Below are 19191 nucleotides of genomic sequence, written 5' to 3'. Positions count from 1 at the left end.
TCGCGCGGCGTCGTGATGTTCGGGATGGACGAGCTCTTTGCCGGCTGGAAGACCGCCCCGATGACGACCTGCGCCGTCATCAGCGCGTAGAGCCATGGGACGTCCGAGGCGTCGTTGATCAGCAGAAAACCCAGCACGACGACCGACCGCGCCAGGTCTGCCCCGATCATGAGCCGGCGACGGTCGAAGCGATCGACGATCACCCCCGCCAGAGGGGCCACGATCGCCCACGGCAGCATCTTGATGATAAAGACAAGCCCGAGGGCGAGGGGCGAGTTGGACAGGGTGCTGACCAGCGTGTAGAGAGCGATGGTGTTGAACCAGTCGCCCAGGTACGAGATCAGCGTCCCGGCCCAGAGCCGACGAAAATTGAGGTTGGTGCGCAGGAGCTCGATATACCCCGCCTGCTCATCTACGTCGACGTCGTGGGATGTCTGGGAAGAAGAAGTAGCCATAGGTCACGTTAGACCGACCCGACCCGGGACAGGGTTTCTGGCCTACGATAAAATCACGATGCCGGACGTCGTTCGGGGGTTGGGTTCAAGGTTCAGGGTTCAAGGTTCAGGGTTCTGGGTGCCGGCTGCCTGCGTCATCCCATGTGTTGAATCCCGCCCTGAAAGACAGGTCGTGGACACTTGTACGGTCAACTCTCGCCTCGATTCAGGCATGCACTCGACATCTCTGTCCGTTGCAGCGATCCCTTGACCGACATACAAACGTATTGCCTGATGTTGCTGAGGCAGAGCGTACCTCACGGTGCCGGTAGCACAGGGGGCGGACGCAATCTCCGATCGCGACCGTCGAGCCTCACGCACGGCATCGGGCGAACAGTTTACTCCCCCCATAAATCAACGCTCCACCGCATCAACGCACCAACGCACCAACGCATCAACGCCCTAACGATCCAACGATCCAACGCATATTCCCAATCCATCCTCACAGTTCGGGCATACAAAAACCCCCCGCCGTTTGTGACGGGGTGCTGGAACCATGCGGCACGAGGAGCCCTCAGGGTCAGGCCTCGTCGTTCTCCGCGTTCTCTTCGTCCGCTGCTGCACCCTGCTCGGGACGGAGTAGCGGGAAGAGAATGACATCGCGGATGGACTCCTGTCCGGTCAAGATCATCGTGAGGCGGTCGACCCCGATGCCGAGACCGGCCGCGGGCGGCATGCCGTACTCCATCGCGCGCAGGTAATCCTCATCGATCGGCGTCGCCTCGTCGTCGCCGGCCGCCCGCATCGCCGCCTGCTCCTCAAAGCGTTCGCGCTGATCCTGCGGGTCGTTCAGTTCACTGAAGGCATTGGCCACCTCCTTCCCGGCGATGATGAGCTCAAATCGCTCGACAAGCCCTTCCTCGTCGCGGTGCTTCTTCGCGAGTGGGCTGAGCTCGACGGGGTAATCGATCACGAACGTCGGCTGGATGAGCGACGGCTCGACCGTTTCCCCGAAAACCTCGTCCAGAAGCTTGCCGAGCCCCATGTCGTCATCGATATCATCGAGATGGAGTTCGTTTTTCGCAACGTCGAAGACCCGGTCGCGATCGGCCTGGTAGAGGTCGAAGCCCGTTGCCTCCTCGATGGCGTCGAAAAAGGTGACGCGCTCGAACGGCGGCTCCAGCGAGATGGTGTGCCCCTGCCATTCGAATTCCGGCTCATCGTGTAGAGCGGTGGCGATAGCGCCGAGAAGCGTCTCCGTGAGCTCCATCATCCACGCATAGTCCTTGTACGCCACGTAGAGCTCCATCATCGTGAATTCCGGATTGTGAAAGCGGCTAAGGCCCTCATTCCGGAAGTCCTTTGAGATCTCGTACACGCCGTCGAAGCCGCCGACGAGCAGGCGCTTGAGGTAGAGCTCATCCGCAATGCGGAGAAAGAGCTCCATGTCGAGCGCGTTGTGGTGCGTCGTAAACGGACGCGCGGTCGCGCCCCCGTAGACGGGCTGCAGGACTGGCGTTTCGACCTCGAGGTAGCCCCGGTCATCGAGGAAGTCGCGCATCGTCCGGATGAGCGTGGAACGCTTGCGAAAGACGTCTCGCACCTCTGGATTCACGACAAGGTCGACGTAGCGCTGGCGGTACCGGAATTCCTTATCGGTGACCTCGTTGTAAACCTCGACATTTCCCTCTTCATCCTCACGCTCTTTCACGACCGGAAGCGGCTTAAGCGACTTCGCGAGGAGCTGGAAGTCGTCGCCGGCCCGGACCGTCACCTCGCCCATGCGGGTGCGGAAAACGTGGCCCTTGAGCCCAACGATGTCGCCGATGTCGAGAAGTTCAGTAAAGACCTCATCGTACAGGTCCTCCGGCAGATCGTTTTTCCGGATGTACGCCTGGATGGTCCCCGTCGAGTCCTGAACGTCGAAAAACGCCGACTTGCCCATAACGCGCATCGACGTGATGCGCCCGGCGATGGACACCACGTACGGCGGCTCCTCGTCCCCGTCCGGCTGATGCTTGTCGTCATCGAACGTGTCGATGATTTCCTGTGCGTGGGCGTCGACGTCCCAGGCATACGGGTATGGATCAATACCCTGGGCTTCGAGCGCCTCTCGTTCTTCGCGTCTGCGCTGTTCCTGTTCGGTCAGTTCGGCGGACGATGCGGACATGCAGGGGGGAGGCGTGATGTTGGAAAGGACAGTGCGTCGGTGGGCAGGGACTATCGCCGCAAAATATCCCGTACGGACACATACAAAAGACGCTCCCCGACAGGTCGAGTTGCGCCTCGTTCAGTGTCAAGTGGAAAATGCGAACGGCGAAATGTGGGGAGGGATAACCTGTACACGCGTCGGTGCACGTGAGCCGGCTCGAACGCCCGGGAATCGGGGCTGACGAACGCTTGGCGGCAGGCTGTTCCGGGAGGCACTCCGTGCACCGGAGGCGTGGCCGAATTCCGGTGCTACGAGATCCACTGGTCGGCCTCAAGCAGGAGAGCGTCGTGGTGACTCTGGAGCAGGTGAGTGACGTGTTCGCTGAGTTCGCGCGATGAGCTTCCGTCGGGTTGCGCGGAGATGAGGGAGGCCATGCGGTGCGTACCCTCCTCCAGAACACCGAGTGCATCATTGAGGGCGAACCACCATGGTTTCTCGCCGGTGCCTTCGTCGTCTGCCTCGTTGCAGAGATGCATGACGCTGGATTTGCCGGTGCTGAGCGCCGACCGAAGGCTGGTCACCGCCTCCTGTGCGGTGTCGATCATGGAGTTCAGCTTCTCCCGCTGGCCGAGGGAGAGGGCTGCGTCGGCGGCCCTGCGTTCGAAGCAAAGAGCGCGTTCGAGAATCTGAACGGCGGCGACGGCAACCGACTGGAAGGCAGCGCTGTACGATTCCTGGGCACGGAGAAGCCCCTGCAGGGCCTCAATCCGGGTGGCGGGCGAGGGAGCCTCATCCGCGTCACTATCCACCAGGAGCGGCTTGCTCTTGAGACGTTCGCGATATCCCGCCGGTTGTCGGGCGGGCGCCGGACGACGGGCAGCCTGTGCGTCGCGCGTGTCGTTCTCGGTCATGATGCAAATACACTATGGCACATTCAGCGTCGGCGGCCGAGGGCTCGGGATGAGCCGGTCGGAGCCGGTTCCGGCGATCGGGAGCGCACGTTGCACACCGGATGTACCGGATGGCTCGGTCCGTCTTCCGATCGCGGACGTACAACGGGGCCTGATAGGGCGTGATCCGCGACAGGTTCCCGCCGTCACCCGTCACCGCGAAGAACGGGATCGGGGCAAAGACTTTCAACCGGTCAAGCGCCGATTTCCTTGCACGAATCTGAAGACCCGGATTCGCCGTGTGTCTATGACGGGAACGTCAGATGTCGAGGCCCTGGGGTTCAGATGTTCGGATCGGAGGATCGCAAGAGATCAAGGATCGCACCGGCCTGATCGTGTGTCAGTTTGTCAGCACGCCGGGCCACGCGAACCTGCTCCTTTGCCAGGGCGCAGTACACGGGAAGAAGGTGCGGCGCTGCTGATTGCAGGGCGTCCAAGTGCTTCCGGATCGTTCCGCTGTCGCCGCGTGCCACGGGGCCGGTCATCGCCGACTCGGGTGATTCCTGTGACAGGTTTGACCACGTGCGGTCGATCAGGGGTTGAACGACGGCCGTCGCATCGTCTGGAGCGATCCCGGCCGTTCCCAGCACCTCTCGTACGACGGCCAGGAGCGCAGCGAGGCCGTTTGAGGCAAGCGCCGCCGCCGCATGCACGCGGGTCTTTTCGTTGGCCGACAGCCTCAGTGGACGTGCACCGAGACGTCGAACCAGCGCAGCGCCGTACTCAACGGCAATGGGGTCTCCTTCCAGGCCGACGAAGATGTCATCGAACGCTCCAGGGTGATCAGGTCCTGGAAACGTTTGCATCGGATGCAGGCTGAGGAGCGCCGCCCCCTCTCCGGAGAGAACGCCGAGCACGGCAGCCGGGACAGCACCGGACGTGTGCGCCACCACGGTCTTGTGCCACGGGTGATCGATCTGAGCGAGCCGGTAGGCCACGTCACCGATCACGTCGTCCGGAACGCAAAGGAACACCGCGCGGGTCGACGCCGGCAGAGCCTCCTCGTTGGACGCGGCGACAGACGCATCTACGGCCGCAGCCAGACGATCGGCCGCCGAAACGTCGCGACTGATCACACCGGCAACAGTAATGCCCGCGCCTGCCATCCGCCGGGCCAGAGCCGTTCCGACGGCGCCGGCACCTAAGACCGTGACCGGTCGCTTAGAGGGACGCTCAGCGGAGGAAGAAACAGACATACGAATGTCAGCGGACGCAGACGAGAAAACGACGTGGAGGCATCAGTGGCGGGACGCCGGCGGCGGTCCTTCAGGTGTCGGCATGAGCGCGGATCTCTTCAACGATCTTGAGGTGATGTCGGCAGTGCACCCTCGCAGCACGGAGCCACTGCGGCGCGGTGAGGACCCCCCAGGCGTGATGCTCCAGCCCCCGATCTTCGGGCGCGTTCGCGTCCACCGCGCGTACCGCCGTCTCCATTTTTCCCGCGGCCCTTGCGTAAGACGTCTCCAGGTCATCCGGGGACAGATCAGAGGGCGGATGCGTCTTCTCCGGAGCCTGTCCGACGCCTCGCGGGATGATCTCGCTTTCAAGAATGGTCTTTCCGGCCGCGGTAAGCGACGGCTCATCCCCGTTCACAGCGCCATTCGCGAGAAGCGTCGCCGCCTTCAACATCCTACCGGTCGCGCCGAGAACGTGGTAGAGGTGCTGGGCCGGCGACCAGTCCGATACCTCCGGCACGGCGCGGTAGATCGACGGGTCGTCGGAGGTCACAAGAGCCCGTATGTCGTCGAACGCGACCTGCAGGCGATCGGTCTCGGCGGCAAGATCGATATCCGTCATGTCGAGATGTTGGCCGATTGGGAAGGAATTGACGGCGGCGCTATCCGTCGCTGGAGGATGACAGGATCCGGGCATATCGATCCGGGTGGTCGAACAGGTCTACCGCTGCGGCGACCCGCACGTCGTAATCGAGCGTCCGTTCGATGCGCTGGCTCTCGGGCACGAAGCGGGCCAAAATCTCGCGCTCCAGATGCCGCTTCAGCGCGGTGGCGTGCTCATCGAACTCATCGATCTTCTCCTGGCGCAGCGCCTGTTGCAGCTCCGCCACCTCGTCGCTCACGTCGTCGTAGCCGTCGTCGGCGAAGCGCGTGCTAAGCTTGTCCAGCGCCGTCTCCGCGTCGGTCGGATACGCGAACCGGTTCTCTTCCAGCCACCTCCGGAATTCAAGCAGCGTCGTGTCGTTCACTCGAAAACCATCATGAATCGAGTCGGTCCGGGCCGCGAAGTGGTTTGCGTAGAAAAAGAAGGCGGCCCGTCGCTGAAGCGCCTGCTCCAGCTCACTCGTCGGCAACTCCTCAACGATAACATCCGGCTCGATTCCGTGCTGATCCCGAACGGTCCGCCCGCCTGCGGTTTCGAACGTCCGTCCGACCGAGTCGGGAACGGCGGTCGACTCCCCCCCGGAGTAGTTGATCGACTGAATGGACCGGCCACTCGGCGTGTAGTATTTGGCGGTCGTCATCTTCAGCGACGTGTTGTGCGGAAGCGACCGAACGACCTGGACAAGGCCTTTGCCGTAGGTCGTGACGCCCATAACGACCCCACGGTCGAGGTCCTGGACGGCGCCGGCGACAATCTCCGAGGCCGACGCGCTGAAGCCGTCGACCAGCACGACCAGCGGGACATCCGGAAGCATTGGGACGCGGTCACTTCGGTACGTTCGCTCGGTTTCGGGCAGGCGCCCCCGGGTGGAGACGATGACCGATCCGCGGGGAACGAAGAGCTCCGTCACGTCGACCGCCGCGTCCAGAAGACCACCCGGGTTGCCGCGAAGGTCAATCACCAGGCCGCGCAGAGAACGCTGTTTCTGCAGATCCCGAATGGCGTCGCGCACCTCCCCGCCGGCTTCTCGGGTAAACCGTTCCAGCTTCACGTATCCGACGCCGCCCACGTCCGAGGATGGGCCGACGAACCCGGCGAACGTGACGTTATCCAGTTCAACCTGTTCACGGGTGAGCGTAAACTCGATCGGCGTCGTCGATCCCTGTCGTTCGACGACAATTTCGACCGTCGTACCGGGCTCCCCGCGGAGAAGCGTACGCACATCCGTCATCGAGAGCCCTTCCGCCGATTGGTCTTCGATTCGTACGATGACATCCCCGGCGCGCACGCCCTGTTTGTACCCGCTCGCCCCTTCGATGGGCGACAGCACCGTGATTTTGCCGCCGCGCTTACCGACGTTCAACCCGACGCCCCCGTAGCGCCCCCGCGTGATGATATTCAGGTCGGCGTTATCGGCTTCGTCGATGAACGTCGTATACGGGTCGAGCTCGGCAAGCATCGCGTCGATCCCCGTTCGCATGAGATGCTCCGGATCGAGCGGCTGTACATAGCCGGTCACGAGCTCCTCATAGGCGGCGCCGAAGATCTGAAAGTTCTTTCGGAGCTCGAAAAAGTCGTCATCTCGCGGCATCAAGAAGCCGACGAAGGTCCCGGCCAGGAGCGATCCGACGACAGCAAGGACGACGAGGGACGCGGTCGCAGTTCGGCGAAACATAGCGGGGGGGATTTGCTGTGCGAGAAGCCGGGACGTCAGGGTGGCACTCCATTCGGGCGCGAAAACCATACCGCCGAGGCCGGAGCCGGCGGCCGACGGCCGGTTCGGCCCGGCAGCATCCCGAACGGCGAGCCGGGCCGTGATGGACCTTACGCATCGGACATGCCGAGTTCCCGGCGGCGCTTCTTCGTGACCCAGGCGACGACGAGGATCGAAAACTCGTAGAGCAGAAGCAACGGAAGGGCCACAATAAGCTGCGAGATGGGGTCCGGCGGCGTCAGAAAGGCCCCGATGACGAGCACGGTTAGCAATGCGTACTTGCGGTGGGTGCGCATGAACTCCGGCGTGATCAGGCCGACCTTGCCGAGGAAGTACATAACGACGGGCATTTCGAAGAGAAGCCCCGACCCGAACGCCCAGAACGTCACCATGCTGAAGTAGGTCATGATGTCGAACTGGTTCTCGATCTGCGCCGACAGTTCGTAGGATGCAAAAAACTGAAGCGCGAGCGGCGTCAGGATGAGATAGCCGAAGGAGACGCCCATGAAAAAGAAGAGCGCGGCGAAGACGGCCGCAAACCGCATCCCGCCCCGTTCTTCCGGGTAGAGCGCCGGCTCGATGAACTTCCACACGAAGTAAACGAACACGGGCGACCCGAGGATGACGCCAACGACGATCAGCGTGCCGATGTCGGCGAAAAACTGGCCGGTGATCGTGCGATTCAGAAGGTGGAGCTCTTTCGCATCGATGCCCAGCACGCCATACATAAAAAAGTCCGTCCGCGTCGGCCCGATCAGAACGTCGTTAATGATCCACTGGCGGAGAACGACGCTCGCGATGATGCCCGCGACGAAGCCGGAGCAGCCCTTGATGATCGTCCAGCGCAGATCTTCCAGGTGGTCGAGCAGCGACATGTTGCCGGCTTCCATCACCGGATCGCTTTCCGATTCATCGGGTGCCGCCGACCCATCGCCCTGAATGCCGGGATGGCGTTCGGTATCGGAAGTAGGGGCATCGGCCATAAGGTCGAGATCAGGCTGGTACGACAGGAAGAGGGCAGGTCGTCATGGAGGAGACCACCCTGAAACGGCGCGAATGCATACGACAACGCCCCGCAGGAAGTCCCCCGGGGCGACGCAACAGGCGTTCACGGATGGTCAGCGGCGTCTCCTTTGCGCTCCGGCGGGATCAGCCGTTACGCGCTGTCCGAACTCGAGTTTTTGTTTTCGCGGAGGTTCAGGTCCAGCAGGGAGTCGACCCAGATGCCGTCGTCTTCGATCCGCGACTGACCGCTGCTCCAGGTAAAGTTAAACAGCGTCATCATGCCGACGACGTTGAAGTTCTGCTCGCGCAATAGCTCGAGGGCCTGAGCGGCGCTGCGACCACTGTTGATGATGTCGTCGAGCAAAACGGTGGGCTTTTCCGGCGTGACCGGCCCTTCCACGAGCCGCCGCCGTCCGTGGCCTTTGGCTTCGTCCCGAACGAGACCGCCCTTGAAGGCCGGAGTCCCGCCGTCGGCGAGAACGCTGCAGACGAGTGGATAGGCACCGAAGCCGTAGCCAACGACCTGATATACGTCTCGGTCGCGCAACCGGTCGCCGAGGACGCCGCCCACCTCGGCGAAGAGGTCACCGTCGAGCATGGGAACGCGCGTGTCCAGGAGCCACCCGATCGGCTGGCCACGTGGGTCCGTGATTAATTCGTCCTCACGCCGGATGAGCGCACGATCGTAGATGCGACGCCCCAGATCGACAAGATCGGCGTAGGCGGACGAACTAAGCGAGCTGCGGTCCATCGACGGCATAGGGATGCGACAGAGTCTGGGTGAAGCAAGCCGCCGGACTGGGGCGACCGGGGCGGGCAATCGGAGGGATTACCGCGCCGCGCCGTGCAGAGGGCGCCGGTACGGCTCGGGAAACAGCGGTATCTGTACGGGCGGGCGAGCAGATCGGTTGTAGCGTCTGAACCGCGCGAGTCGCGATTCCGTTCCGTGCTACGCGACAACGAAGTCGTAAAGCGGGAAGCGGTTACAGAGGGCATGGACGTCGCTGCGGACGGATTCGCGAACCGCTTCATCGTGCGGAGCGTCGAGGACGCGATCGATGAGCGCTACGATCTCACGGAATTCGTCAGGACCGAAGCCGCGCGTCGTCATCGCCGGCGTTCCGAGCCGGATGCCGCTTGTCACAAACGGGCTCTCGGTATCGTACGGAACCATGTTCTTGTTGGCGGTGACATCCGCGGCCTCGAGCGCCTCTTCGGCCTCCTTGCCGGTCAACCCCTTGTTGCGCAGGTCAATCAGTACGAGGTGGTTGTCCGTCCCGCCGGAAACGAGGTCGTACCCGCGCGACCGCAGGGCGTCCGCCATCGCCTTGGCGTTCTCGACGACGTTCGCCGCGTAGGTAGAAAACTCGGGCTGTAGCGCCTCGCGGAAGGCGACCGCTTTTGCCGCAATCACGTGCATCAGCGGCCCGCCCTGCGTCCCCGGAAAAACGCCCGAATCGAGCACCTGCCCGAGCGACTTCGTCCGGCCGTCCCGGAAGGTGTAGCCGAACGGATTGTCAATGTCCGAGCCGACCAGGATCATGCCGCCGCGGGGTCCGCGGAGCGTCTTGTGGGTGGTCGTGGTCATGACGTGGGCGTGCGGCGCCGGGTCGTTCAACACCCCGGCGGCGATGAGCCCCGCCGTGTGCGCCATGTCCATCCAGAGCAGCGCTCCCACCTCATCCGCGATCTCGCGGAAGGCGGCATAGTCGAAGTCGCGCGGATAGGCACTCGCGCCGATCGAAATCATCTTTGGCTGCACCTCCAGCGCCTTGTCCCGCACCCGGTTCATGTCAATCCTCCCCGCGTTCGGTCCCTCCTTGTCCACCCCGTAGAAATGCGCTTTGTACAGGATGCCGGAGAAGTTGACCGGACTGCCATGCGTGAGGTGGCCGCCGTGCGCCAGGTCGAGGCCGAGAAGTTTGTCCCCGGGATCCAGCGCTTTCAGGTAGAGCGCTGCGTTGGCCTGCGCCCCCGAATGCGGCTGTACGTTGACCCAATCGACCCCGAACAGCTCTTTGGCACGGTCACGGGCCAGATCCTCCGCCACGTCCACGTACTTGCACCCTCCGTAATACCGTTTTCCCGGAAGGCCCTCGGCATATTTGTTCGTGAGCGGCGACCCCATCGCCTCCATCACGGCTCGCGAGGCGAAGTTTTCCGACGCGATCAATTCGATCCCGTCATTCTGCCGCTCCACCTCACGGCGCATGGCGTCGAATACCTCGGGATCCTCCTGCGCGAGGGGCGTCGTGGATGCCTGGACGGACAGGTCACTCATGGGAAATACAGACGTGTTGGAAAGGGGACGAACCAGCGGCTACGCCTTCGGCTCTGGGCATACCGAGGGAGCCACGTCACGCGATGGGTCAAAACGGGCGTTACGACGCACGGTTCGCCGCGGCGGCTATTTTTCAGGCTCCCGGAGCGTGACGAACATGCCGGCCACCCCGAAATAACGATACTCGGACACGTCGTCTCCATCCGGGTCCACGTCATAGGTGCTGCAGACCACGTAGGATCGCCGCGTCGTCACCTCTTCCACGCCGGCCGCGACGAGCTCCGATCCGGCCCCGCCGAGCACACGTCCCAGGAGGCCGCCACCGGTCTCGTGCTCGATCCGGTCGGCTGATCGCTGCTTGAAGAAGGCGGAGAAGTCGTCCATCCCCGGATTGACCATGTACAGGATGAACCCGAGGACGAGAAGCCCGATGAGCTTTTTCATGAGGGGGGCACGGTTCTGAACATCAAGCGCGTTGCCGGTCCAACTGCTTGCGAAGCAGCCGGGTCCGTCCGGTCTTGGCGTCCCGGCATTTGTCAATCCGATAATGCACGCATAATGGCGGGATAATGGCCGGTCGGTACGTTGCACACCCGCTATCGACCGAGACCGCGTGATCGTGCATGCCTGAATCCACCACCGCCAGACTCAAGCGCGCCGTCCACCAGAACCGGCGCACCACACGTAACGGACTGCTGGAACGACTCTTCACGCTCTGGTTTCGGGGCTTTGTTTACACGCAGATCTGGGAGGACCCGGTCGTGGACGCGCAGGCGCTCCATCTCGACGAAAACAGCCGGATCCTGACCATCTCGTCCGGCGGGTGCAACGTGCTGAACTATCTCGTCCACGGCCCCGCTCGCGTCGTGGCTGTGGACCTGAACGCGGCGCACATGGCCCTCACCCGCCTCAAGCTCGCCGGACTGCGCCACCTTCCCGACCACGGCTCCTTCTTCCGGTTTTTCGGTGAAGGAGATGATGCGGCTAACGTCGAGGCGTACGACACGTACATACGGCCTCACCTCTCACCGGACACGCGTGCGTTCTGGGACGATCGTGCTTGGCTCGGGCTCGGTCGGCGTCGCATCCACACCTTCGAAACCGGTGTCTACGAGCACGGCATCCTGCCGCGCTTCCAGCGGTTTGCCGGGATGATGGCCAGGATCCTTCTGGGGCGGCGCCCCGAAGAACTCCTCGACGCGTCCTCCCCGTCGGAGCAACGCCGATTTTTTGACGAATGCGTCGCCCCCTTCTTCGACCACTCCTTCGTGCAGTGGCTCGGCGCCAAACCGGCGGCCGTCTACAGCCTTGGCATTCCGCCCAGCCAGCATCGCATCATGGCGGAGGAAGCAGACGCCACCGTCGTCGACCTGTACCGCGAGCGCATGCGGCGACTCGTCTGCGACTTCCCGATCGAGGACAACTACTTCGCCTGGCAGGCCTTCGGGCGCCGGTACGACACGAAGCATCGGACCGCCGTACCGCCCTACCTGAAGGAAGAGCACTTCGGCCGGCTCCGCTACCATGCCGACGTCGTCAGCACCCATGTGACGGCCTACGATCAGTTTCTGGCACGCCAGGCCGATCACAGCTTCGACAGTTTCGTCCTGCTGGATTCGATGGACTGGATGACGCCGGAAACCATCACCCGGCTCTGGCAGGAAATCGCCCGCGTAGGCGAACCTGGATCGAGGGTTATTTTTCGCACGGCGGGGCGCACGTCCGTCGTCGAGCCCGCCCTTCCGGCGGACCTCCGGCACCGGTTCACCTATGAACGAAAGCGTTCGCAGGAGCTGCACGGCCGGGATCGGTCGGCCGTCTACGGCGGCTTCCACATTTACCGCTTGAACGGATAATCGCCCGAGCCGTCCAGACGAATCCGCTCTCCACCGCCAACCCTTTCTGTCCCGTGAAGAGCCAACCCGACCCGGTCCAAAAAATGGACCGCATGTACCGCTGGACCCGACACGTGTACGATTGGACCCGACGATACTATCTGTTCGGACGAGACCGGTTGATCGACCGCATTGCCGACCATTCGCCGGGTGACGTGCTCGAGGTTGGCTGTGGCACGGCCCGCAACCTCCGGCGTCTGCATCGCCGCGCACCGGACCACCGGCTGTACGGCATGGACGCGTCGACGCAGATGCTCGATACGGCCCGGCGGGCGCTCCAACGAGACGGCGTCTCATCGCAAATCCATCTCACGCACGGGCTGGCAGCCGACGTCGGACCCGACATGTTCGGGCGAACAGCACCGTTCGATGTCGTCTTGTGTTCGTACGTGCTGTCGATGATCCCGGACCATGACACGGCGATTCGCGCGTCCCTGCAGGCGCTCCGCCCCGGCGGCACGCTCTACATCGTGGACTTCTGGGACCAGGCCGACCTTCCCGCCCCCGTCGCACGGGCCCTACAGGGCTGGCTCGGGCTCTTCGACGTGCACCACCGACCGGCCCTCCTCGACACGCTTCTGGCACTGGAGGACCGGGGCACCGTGAGGCTGCACCTGGAAACCGTGGGTCCGCGCTACGCCTACGTTGCCGCACTGACCCGAACCACGACGGACGCGGCTCCCGAAGGCTTCGGGGCTACGCCTCCAGCGCACGCCGGGCCGGCGCCAGCGTGAACGAGAAGGTCGTCCCCGCGCCCTGCTCGCTCTCGACCCAGATCTGCCCGCCCTGCACCTCTACCAGCTCGCTGCAAATGTGCAGCCCGAGCCCAGTACCGCTCTCTCCTTCCGTGCCGGCCTCAGACGTCGGCGCGGCCATGTCGAAGACGTCGTTTTGCAATGCATCAGACATCCCGATCCCGTCATCCGCGACCGACACCACGACATCGTCCGCCCGCTTCTCGGCGTCGATGCGAACGGTGCCGCCGCGCTCTGTAAACTTGATCGCGTTCGAAATGAGATTGCGAAGAACGGTATCCACGATGAAGGCATCGGTGTACACCGCCGGCTGAGCATCAACGTCATTCTGAAGCGACACCCCCTTCCGAGCGGCCTGCGTTTCCAGTTGCGCAATGGCCTCGTCCGTGAGCGACCGGAGGCGATGAAGCTGCGGGTCCGGCTGAAAGTGACCGGTCTGCAGCCGCGACCAGGTTAGCAGGTTGTCCAGCAAGTCGAGGGCCTGCTCGGAGGAGCGCTGGATCAGCATCAACGGTCTCTCGAACGACTCCGGCGGATCCTGTGAGTCCATCAACTCGGCGAGACCGCGGATCCCGACGAGCGGATTCTTCAGATCGTGCGAGATCAACGACAGCAGCTTGTCCTTCTGCGCGTTGGAGGCGCTGAGCCGGTCCTTCGACTCGAGCATCAACTGATTGAGTACAACGAGATTCTCCGCACTCCGGCTGAGGACATCGCTGCTCGACGCAAGAACGTCGTTCACGCCCCGAATGGAGAGGGGAGACTCGTCCTCGTCCGCCGTCCGGCTCCGACCCTCACCCGAAACGAATTTCGTCGAGCTGGAGGAGGCCTCACGGATGGCCTCGATACGACCGGGGTCGACCCGATCGCCGTCACCGGAAAACGATGCTTCCGGAGGGCGATCGTTTACCGATGCCGGGTGGGACGTCGACAACACGCGAAGGCGCTGCTCCAGGCTGCGGCTGGCGCGCTCGAGGATAAAGACCGCCCGGCGACGCTCGGAAACAAGCAGGCCGAGCAGCAATCCGGTCAGTGCAAGTGCGATCATGAACAACTGCACGTCCACCAGATCCGCCGGGGTGCCGCGAACGTGAATGGCTATGGTCGCACCGGCGTTCACCACCAGAACCGCTACAAGCGTCCGTGGGAGCCCATTCCGGAGGGCGATCCAGAGGAGCGGGAGAAAGCACACGTAGAACTGAAACTGCGGATCAGCCGTGGCAAAGAACGACCCGTAAAGCGCAGCGGCGAGAAGGAGCACGTCGCCGGCGGCGCTCAGTCGGCCCCGTGTACTGCGGAGGAAGAAGCGCATCTGCTCCCGGCTTCCCTCGCCGAGTGTCGGCCGTCCAGTGGCCACCGAGGCAAAGAGCAGGGCAAGCGGTGTGATCGTCAGGATACCGACCGCATCGCCGATCCACCAGGAGGCCGCGACAGTCAGGATCGTTTGCGCGGTGTACCCCGCGAACCCTGTAAGCGTGTACGACGAGACCGCGCCGATGGCAATAACGACGGGCAGAAGGAACGCCACGACGACAAACCGTCCTCCGCCCTTCAGGTCGAAAGGGTGTCTCGGGGAAAAGGAGCGACGCAGCCAGTAGGCAGCCCCGGCGTTGGACAGCGCGATCAGCAGGTTAGGCAGCACCAGGTGGCGGGCCGGGATGACCGGGTCAGCAATCCAGAGGCCGCTCAGGAAAGACGCGGCAAAAACAACCGGAGCGTACCGGGCGCCGAGAATCGCCAGAAGGGCAAGGTTCAGTCCTGCCGACGGATACCAGATGCTCACGCCCGGTCCAACCTCAAAGTGGGTCGCGAGCGTGTCGAAGAAATAGAAGAGGACGCCGTAAGCAGCCACGAAGACGGCACGGCGCACGAGTCGGGGGAACGGCATAGACCGAACGTCGGGGCAGTAAAGAGATCCGGAGCCGATATCCGGGATACGAAGCCGTCACGGTCGGGCGGCGTCGTAGGCATCACAGCATGCACGCAGATCCCGCTGCGTGCGTCGCAAAATCATACATCTACCTACAGAGAAATCACGCCGTCAATGTCGGATGCCTCCTCGTAAATCGCAATCACGTCGTCACTATTTTCGCAGCGCAGGTGTGCGGTGACGCTCATGTAATTGCCTTTGCTGGACTCTCGGACGCGAACGGGATGGTCGTCGAACACGGCCTTCAAATCCTGCACGGTATCCGACGGCGCGATGAACTTGAACGTGTAGCGCGTCGGCCAGTCGTTCTGGTCGTCGAGCAAATCCCTGAATCGATCCCACCAGGCTTCGTCGTTTTCGGCCTCTGGCTGGTTGATGAACCGCATGTATGGACGGCGTTCGTTAGAAAAATACTATTGATCGGGATCCGGCATGATTCCGGGAAAAAACCATGCCCAACCCGTTGTGTGGTGCTGCTGTAGCATCGATGTGTACGTCACGGTACGATGTTCGTTCGACGCCGTCCCGGGAAGACCGTGCAGCAGGATATGGATGCCTCGCCGAAAACCGTCCGGGAACCGCCCGAACACGTAGGGCATCCACGCCTACGTACACCCCGGTCACGTGACGCAGGTTTGCTGGGCGGCTCCTCCAACCGACCGGTCCCGTTCCGACCGAGCCGCCTCCTTTCCTCGATAGCTTTCTATCCGCCCTACGACCATGCCCGAAGGTGTGATTAAGTGGTTTGACCATGAAGAGCAACACGGCCTCATCGAGCCCGACGACGACGGCGACCCGATTCCGTTCAGTCTGGACGCCGTACAGGACTACCATTCCGGAGAACGCATCAGCGCCGGGCAGCGGGTTGTGTATGAGATCGATGACATCGATGATGAGGCCGTCTCGGTGGAACGCCTGTCCCCGACCGGATACGGCTGAGGCGACGGTGACGCCGTGCCCGCTTCGATCCATCTGCCATTCCCGATCCTCGCTTCTCCCATGACTGAGACCCGACCGGACCCCGAAGCCATCCTGCCCGACACCGTCGAATTGTGTGAGGTCGGTCCCCGTGACGGCTTCCAGATGGAAGACACGTTCATCCCGACCGATGTGAAAGTCGATACGATTCGGGCGCTGGCCAAAGCCGGTCTGCCCCGCATCCAGGTGACGTCGTTCGTCCATCCGAAGTGGGTCCCGCAGATGCGTGATGCCGAGGAGGTATGCGACCGACTGCCGATGGCGGACGGTCTCGACGGCACCACGCTCAGTGGCCTGGTGCTAAACCGGAAGGGGCTCGAACGCGCGCTGGAGGCCGGATGCCGGCACATCGACCTGTCGATCGCCACGCACGACGACCATAGCATGGATAATGCGAACATGCCGGTGGCGGACGCGGTCGCGGAGGGGGCGAAGATGGTTCGCGAGGCCCGGACGGAGGGGTGTGACGTGCAGATGAACTTCCAGACGGTCTTCGGTTACCGGGAGCCGGGCGACACCCCGCTCGGCCACGTGGTCGACCTGGCCGTTCAGTTCGCCGAGCTCGGCGTCGAGTCCATCTCGCTCGCAGATTCCACCGGCATGGGGAATCCCGTCGCGATGCGGCGCGTGGTACGAGCCCTTCGCGATTCGATCGGCGAAACCCCCATCGTGCTCCACCTGCACGACACGCGAGGCCTGGGTCTGGCGAATCTCGTCGCCGCCCTCGAGGAAGGAGTCACGCGGTTCGACACGTCGCTCGCGGGGATGGGCGGATGCCCGTTCATCGAGGGCGCTACCGGTAACGTCGCGACCGAAGACACGGTCTACCTGCTGGACCAGATGGGCGTGCACACGGGCATCGACCTGCATGGGGTCGCGTCCGCCTCGCGCCGGGTCGAGGACGCGCTGGAAGCCTCCTTCCCCGGCAAAATGCATCGCCTGCTGGAACACGAGTCTTCACAGACGCCCGCCTGACCTCGAAACGCGGACGCCGGTCCGATTATCAGCGGTGTCGGCTTTCGTCGCCCCGCGTGTCGACCTCCGGGGCCGTGCCAACATGCCCGTCGCCCGATAGCACCGGCGGGCCGAGGTCGGGCTGCGCGGTGCTCTGGCCGTCGCCGCTGCCGCGAACGCCGGCAGTTGCATGCGACCGGGCGGGCTCCGAGACGATTGCCTCGCGCGCTCCCCGTCCCGCAGGGACCCAGCGAAGGATTTCCATACGACCGTCCCAGTGCTCGACGAGGGCCGTGCAGCTCTCAACCCAGTCGCCCGTGTTGACGTACTGCACGCCGTGAATGGTGCGCATTTCCGGTTGGTGGATGTGGCCGCAGACCACTCCGTCGACGTCGTCAATCCGGGCACGCCGCGCCACGGCATCCTCGAAGTCGGCAATGAACTGCACGGCTTTCTTCGTGCGGTTCTTCAGGTAGGCCGAAAGCGACCAGTACGGGAGTCCCATCCATCGCCGGCCGCGATTCACGTACCGGTTCAGTTTCAAGATCCCGGTGTAAGCCACGGCTCCGAGCATCGACAGCCACCGTGCATGGCGGATCACCCCGTCAAACTCATCCCCGTGTAAAATGAGAAAGCGACGCCCATCCGCTGTGGTGTGCGTCGCTTCTTTGGTGAGATGAATTCCACCGAGCCGTATTCCGGGAAAAGCCCGGGCGGCTTCGTCGTGGTTGCCGGGGATGTAGGTCACGTCCGACGTCCGCGCAATGTCGAGCAGACACTGCACCACGTCATTATGGGAGGACGGCCAGTACCACGATCGCTTAAGGGCCCAGCCATCGATCATGTCGCCGACGAGGTAGTACTGCTCGGCCTCCGTCTTCTGGAGAAAGTCCATCAGAAACTCGGCCTTGGACTCTCGAAGTCCCAGATGAGCGTCGGAAATCCAGATGGTCCGATAGCGGTTCGTCGAACCGGTACGCGGCTCGTCGAAGAAATGAGTAGGGGGTTCCATCAGGAAGGATGCACCGAAAGGGGAGGTTCGTGATGATCACACGATGGCAACGTAGGCATCACGTGTTATCTCGACATGATGCCCGCATCATAAAACCGTTTTCTTCTCGTCGCCCGCGCATCTCTTCGCCCGCACATCAGGCCGCGGGCCGGCGTATTGCCCGAACGTGCGTGCGGTCGGCACCGATCTCGGACCGGTCGTCGACGACGCTGTCAATCGTGTAGCCGTTCGCTTCGAGGACATCTACGACCGCGTCGTGGTTCGCATGCGTTTCGACCAGTATGACGCGCGGCCGAACGGTCATCCCCGCGAGAATCGGGAGTTCCTCCCCTTCGCAGTCCATTTCGTACACGTCGGCGTCGGGCAGTGCGTCGTACGGTACGCGCCGGAGGTCTTCCTGCGGGCCGTACGTAAAGCAGGAGTTCTGCGGCGCCCCCACCGATGCATGCTCCAGCCGTACGCGGCGCGTAAGATCGTTGTGTTCAATCGTCCGCGTGCATACGGACAGTGCCGTACTCGACGGCTCGAAGACGGTGACACTGCCCTTTTCCCCGGCTTCGCGCGCCGCGACGGTCGCCGTTACGCCGAGTCCCCCGCCGATCACGACGACGTGGTCGTCTGCCTCGACGTAGTGGCGGATCGCGTCGATCTCGGCGGACTCGTACACCGGATTGCTGTCGACCGGGACCGCCGGCGTGTAAAACGGAAGACGGTCGTCCAGCGCGGATCGCGTCACGGGGACCTCCACCCCGTTGAGCGTGATGACGGATTCGTTCAGACCCGCAGCCGGTCGGACATAGGCCTCCAGTGCATAGCAGTACAGATAGTACGCTTTGCGGGACAGGCCGGACACGCCTCCCTCTCGGTAAGTCTGCAATACTTTTCGAATCATAGGTACCTTCAAGCAGGAGCGGCAGCACGCGGACGTTCCCTCAATGTGCTATGCGCGTCACGGATCCGCTCGTCGTCTTTGTAGCGCCGCCTGACGATTACTCCTTTTCCGGGTCCACAGAAAAAAAGCCTCTCCGAGGAATATCGGGAGGCTTTTCTCATCCAGCAATGGGACGACGCAGGTTGTACCTGCAGGCAGATCAGTTCATCGCTGGCGATGTGACCGGCTCGTACACGCCCGAGCGGAGCAGACGACAGACCTCCCGTTTAGGCCACGACTTGTAGCGCAGGCGGGGCGGATAGTCGACCGGTTGTCCGTCCTCCGTCAGCCACTCGAAGAACACGTCGCACGACGTTTCGAATAGAACGCCGAGCGTGCACCCTTTGCCTTCGAGGCAATA

General features: G+C 63.1%; 18 protein-coding genes and 1 pseudogene. 4 read left to right on the top strand and 15 right to left on the bottom strand.

Features of this window, described 5'->3' with window-relative positions:
• The 10 genes from ACFCU0_RS10165 to ACFCU0_RS10120 form a co-directional block, all read right to left on the bottom strand.
• On the bottom strand, positions 1-455 hold a 455-nt coding region (locus ACFCU0_RS10165; protein WP_434973557.1), incomplete at its 3' end, for an MFS transporter.
• Positions 456-1014: 559 nt separating this feature from the next.
• Positions 1015-2604, bottom strand: a complete 1590-nt coding sequence (gene lysS, locus ACFCU0_RS10160) for a lysine--tRNA ligase (protein WP_434973556.1) — start codon at positions 2602-2604, stop codon at positions 1015-1017.
• 290 nt (positions 2605-2894) lie between these two features.
• Complete coding sequence (locus ACFCU0_RS10155; RefSeq protein ID WP_434973555.1) at positions 2895-3497, bottom strand: hypothetical protein; 603 nt, start codon at positions 3495-3497, stop codon at positions 2895-2897.
• 320 nt (positions 3498-3817) lie between these two features.
• On the bottom strand, positions 3818-4732 hold the full coding sequence (locus ACFCU0_RS10150) for a Rossmann-like and DUF2520 domain-containing protein (protein WP_434973554.1): 915 nt from the start codon (positions 4730-4732) through the stop codon (positions 3818-3820).
• Positions 4733-4802: 70 nt separating this feature from the next.
• The gene (locus ACFCU0_RS10145; protein WP_434973553.1) at positions 4803-5333 is read right to left on the bottom strand and encodes a DinB family protein; all 531 of its coding nucleotides are present in this window, start codon (positions 5331-5333) and stop codon (positions 4803-4805) included.
• 40 nt (positions 5334-5373) lie between these two features.
• Positions 5374-7050 (bottom strand): S41 family peptidase, encoded by a 1677-nt coding sequence (locus tag ACFCU0_RS10140; RefSeq protein ID WP_434973552.1) that lies wholly within the window; start codon positions 7048-7050, stop codon positions 5374-5376.
• Between the two features lie 149 nt (positions 7051-7199).
• Positions 7200-8072, bottom strand: a complete 873-nt coding sequence (gene tatC, locus ACFCU0_RS10135) for a twin-arginine translocase subunit TatC (protein ID WP_434973551.1) — start codon at positions 8070-8072, stop codon at positions 7200-7202.
• Between the two features lie 173 nt (positions 8073-8245).
• Positions 8246-8845, bottom strand: a complete 600-nt coding sequence (locus ACFCU0_RS10130; protein WP_434973550.1) for an orotate phosphoribosyltransferase — start codon at positions 8843-8845, stop codon at positions 8246-8248.
• A 198-nt stretch (positions 8846-9043) separates the two neighbouring features.
• A complete protein-coding gene (gene glyA / locus ACFCU0_RS10125; RefSeq protein WP_434973549.1) occupies positions 9044-10375 on the bottom strand; it encodes a serine hydroxymethyltransferase in 1332 nt (443 codons plus the stop codon).
• Positions 10376-10501: 126 nt separating this feature from the next.
• Positions 10502-10819 carry a hypothetical protein gene (locus ACFCU0_RS10120; protein ID WP_434973548.1) on the bottom strand — a complete coding sequence of 106 codons (318 nt, stop codon included), beginning with the start codon at positions 10817-10819 and terminating at the stop codon, positions 10502-10504.
• A 179-nt stretch (positions 10820-10998) separates the two neighbouring features.
• Between ACFCU0_RS10120 and ACFCU0_RS10115 the strand changes: the two genes are divergently transcribed.
• The gene (locus tag ACFCU0_RS10115) at positions 10999-12231 is read left to right on the top strand and encodes a DUF3419 family protein (protein WP_434973547.1); all 1233 of its coding nucleotides are present in this window, start codon (positions 10999-11001) and stop codon (positions 12229-12231) included.
• Between the two features lie 53 nt (positions 12232-12284).
• A complete protein-coding gene (locus ACFCU0_RS10110; protein WP_434973546.1) occupies positions 12285-13004 on the top strand; it encodes a class I SAM-dependent methyltransferase in 720 nt (239 codons plus the stop codon).
• Here ACFCU0_RS10110 and ACFCU0_RS10105 read toward each other — a convergent pair.
• Together ACFCU0_RS10105 and ACFCU0_RS10100 are read right to left on the bottom strand one after the other, a co-directional pair.
• A complete protein-coding gene (locus ACFCU0_RS10105) occupies positions 12967-14913 on the bottom strand; it encodes an ATP-binding protein (RefSeq protein ID WP_434973545.1) in 1947 nt (648 codons plus the stop codon). The genes ACFCU0_RS10110 and ACFCU0_RS10105 overlap by 38 nt on opposite strands.
• Positions 14914-15047: 134 nt before the next feature.
• Positions 15048-15341, bottom strand: a complete 294-nt coding sequence (locus ACFCU0_RS10100) for a DUF493 family protein (protein ID WP_434973544.1) — start codon at positions 15339-15341, stop codon at positions 15048-15050.
• Positions 15342-15675: 334 nt separating this feature from the next.
• On the opposite strand from ACFCU0_RS10100, the gene ACFCU0_RS10095 reads away from it, so the two are divergent.
• On the top strand, positions 15676-15894 hold the full coding sequence (locus ACFCU0_RS10095) for a cold-shock protein (RefSeq protein ID WP_434973543.1): 219 nt from the start codon (positions 15676-15678) through the stop codon (positions 15892-15894).
• A gap of 60 nt (positions 15895-15954) precedes the next feature.
• The gene (locus ACFCU0_RS10090) at positions 15955-16908 is read left to right on the top strand and encodes a hydroxymethylglutaryl-CoA lyase (RefSeq protein WP_434973542.1); all 954 of its coding nucleotides are present in this window, start codon (positions 15955-15957) and stop codon (positions 16906-16908) included.
• 28 nt (positions 16909-16936) lie between these two features.
• Here the strand turns inward: ACFCU0_RS10090 and ACFCU0_RS10085 are convergent, their stop codons facing one another.
• The 3 genes and pseudogenes from ACFCU0_RS10085 to ACFCU0_RS10075 form a co-directional block, all read right to left on the bottom strand.
• Positions 16937-17899, bottom strand: coding sequence for a UDP-2,3-diacylglucosamine diphosphatase (locus tag ACFCU0_RS10085; protein ID WP_434973541.1), 963 nt, complete (start codon positions 17897-17899; stop codon positions 16937-16939).
• Positions 17900-18035: 136 nt separating this feature from the next.
• On the bottom strand, positions 18036-18791 hold the full coding sequence (locus ACFCU0_RS10080; RefSeq protein ID WP_434973540.1) for a hypothetical protein: 756 nt from the start codon (positions 18789-18791) through the stop codon (positions 18036-18038).
• Positions 18792-18990: 199 nt separating this feature from the next.
• Positions 18991-19191: pseudogene (locus ACFCU0_RS10075) on the bottom strand (hypothetical protein); the annotation flags it as partial.

Source organism: Longibacter sp., assembly GCF_051155795.1.
Taxonomy (GTDB): domain Bacteria; phylum Bacteroidota; class Rhodothermia; order Rhodothermales; family Salinibacteraceae; genus Longibacter.
This window is presented reverse-complemented; position numbering and strand designations above follow the sequence as displayed.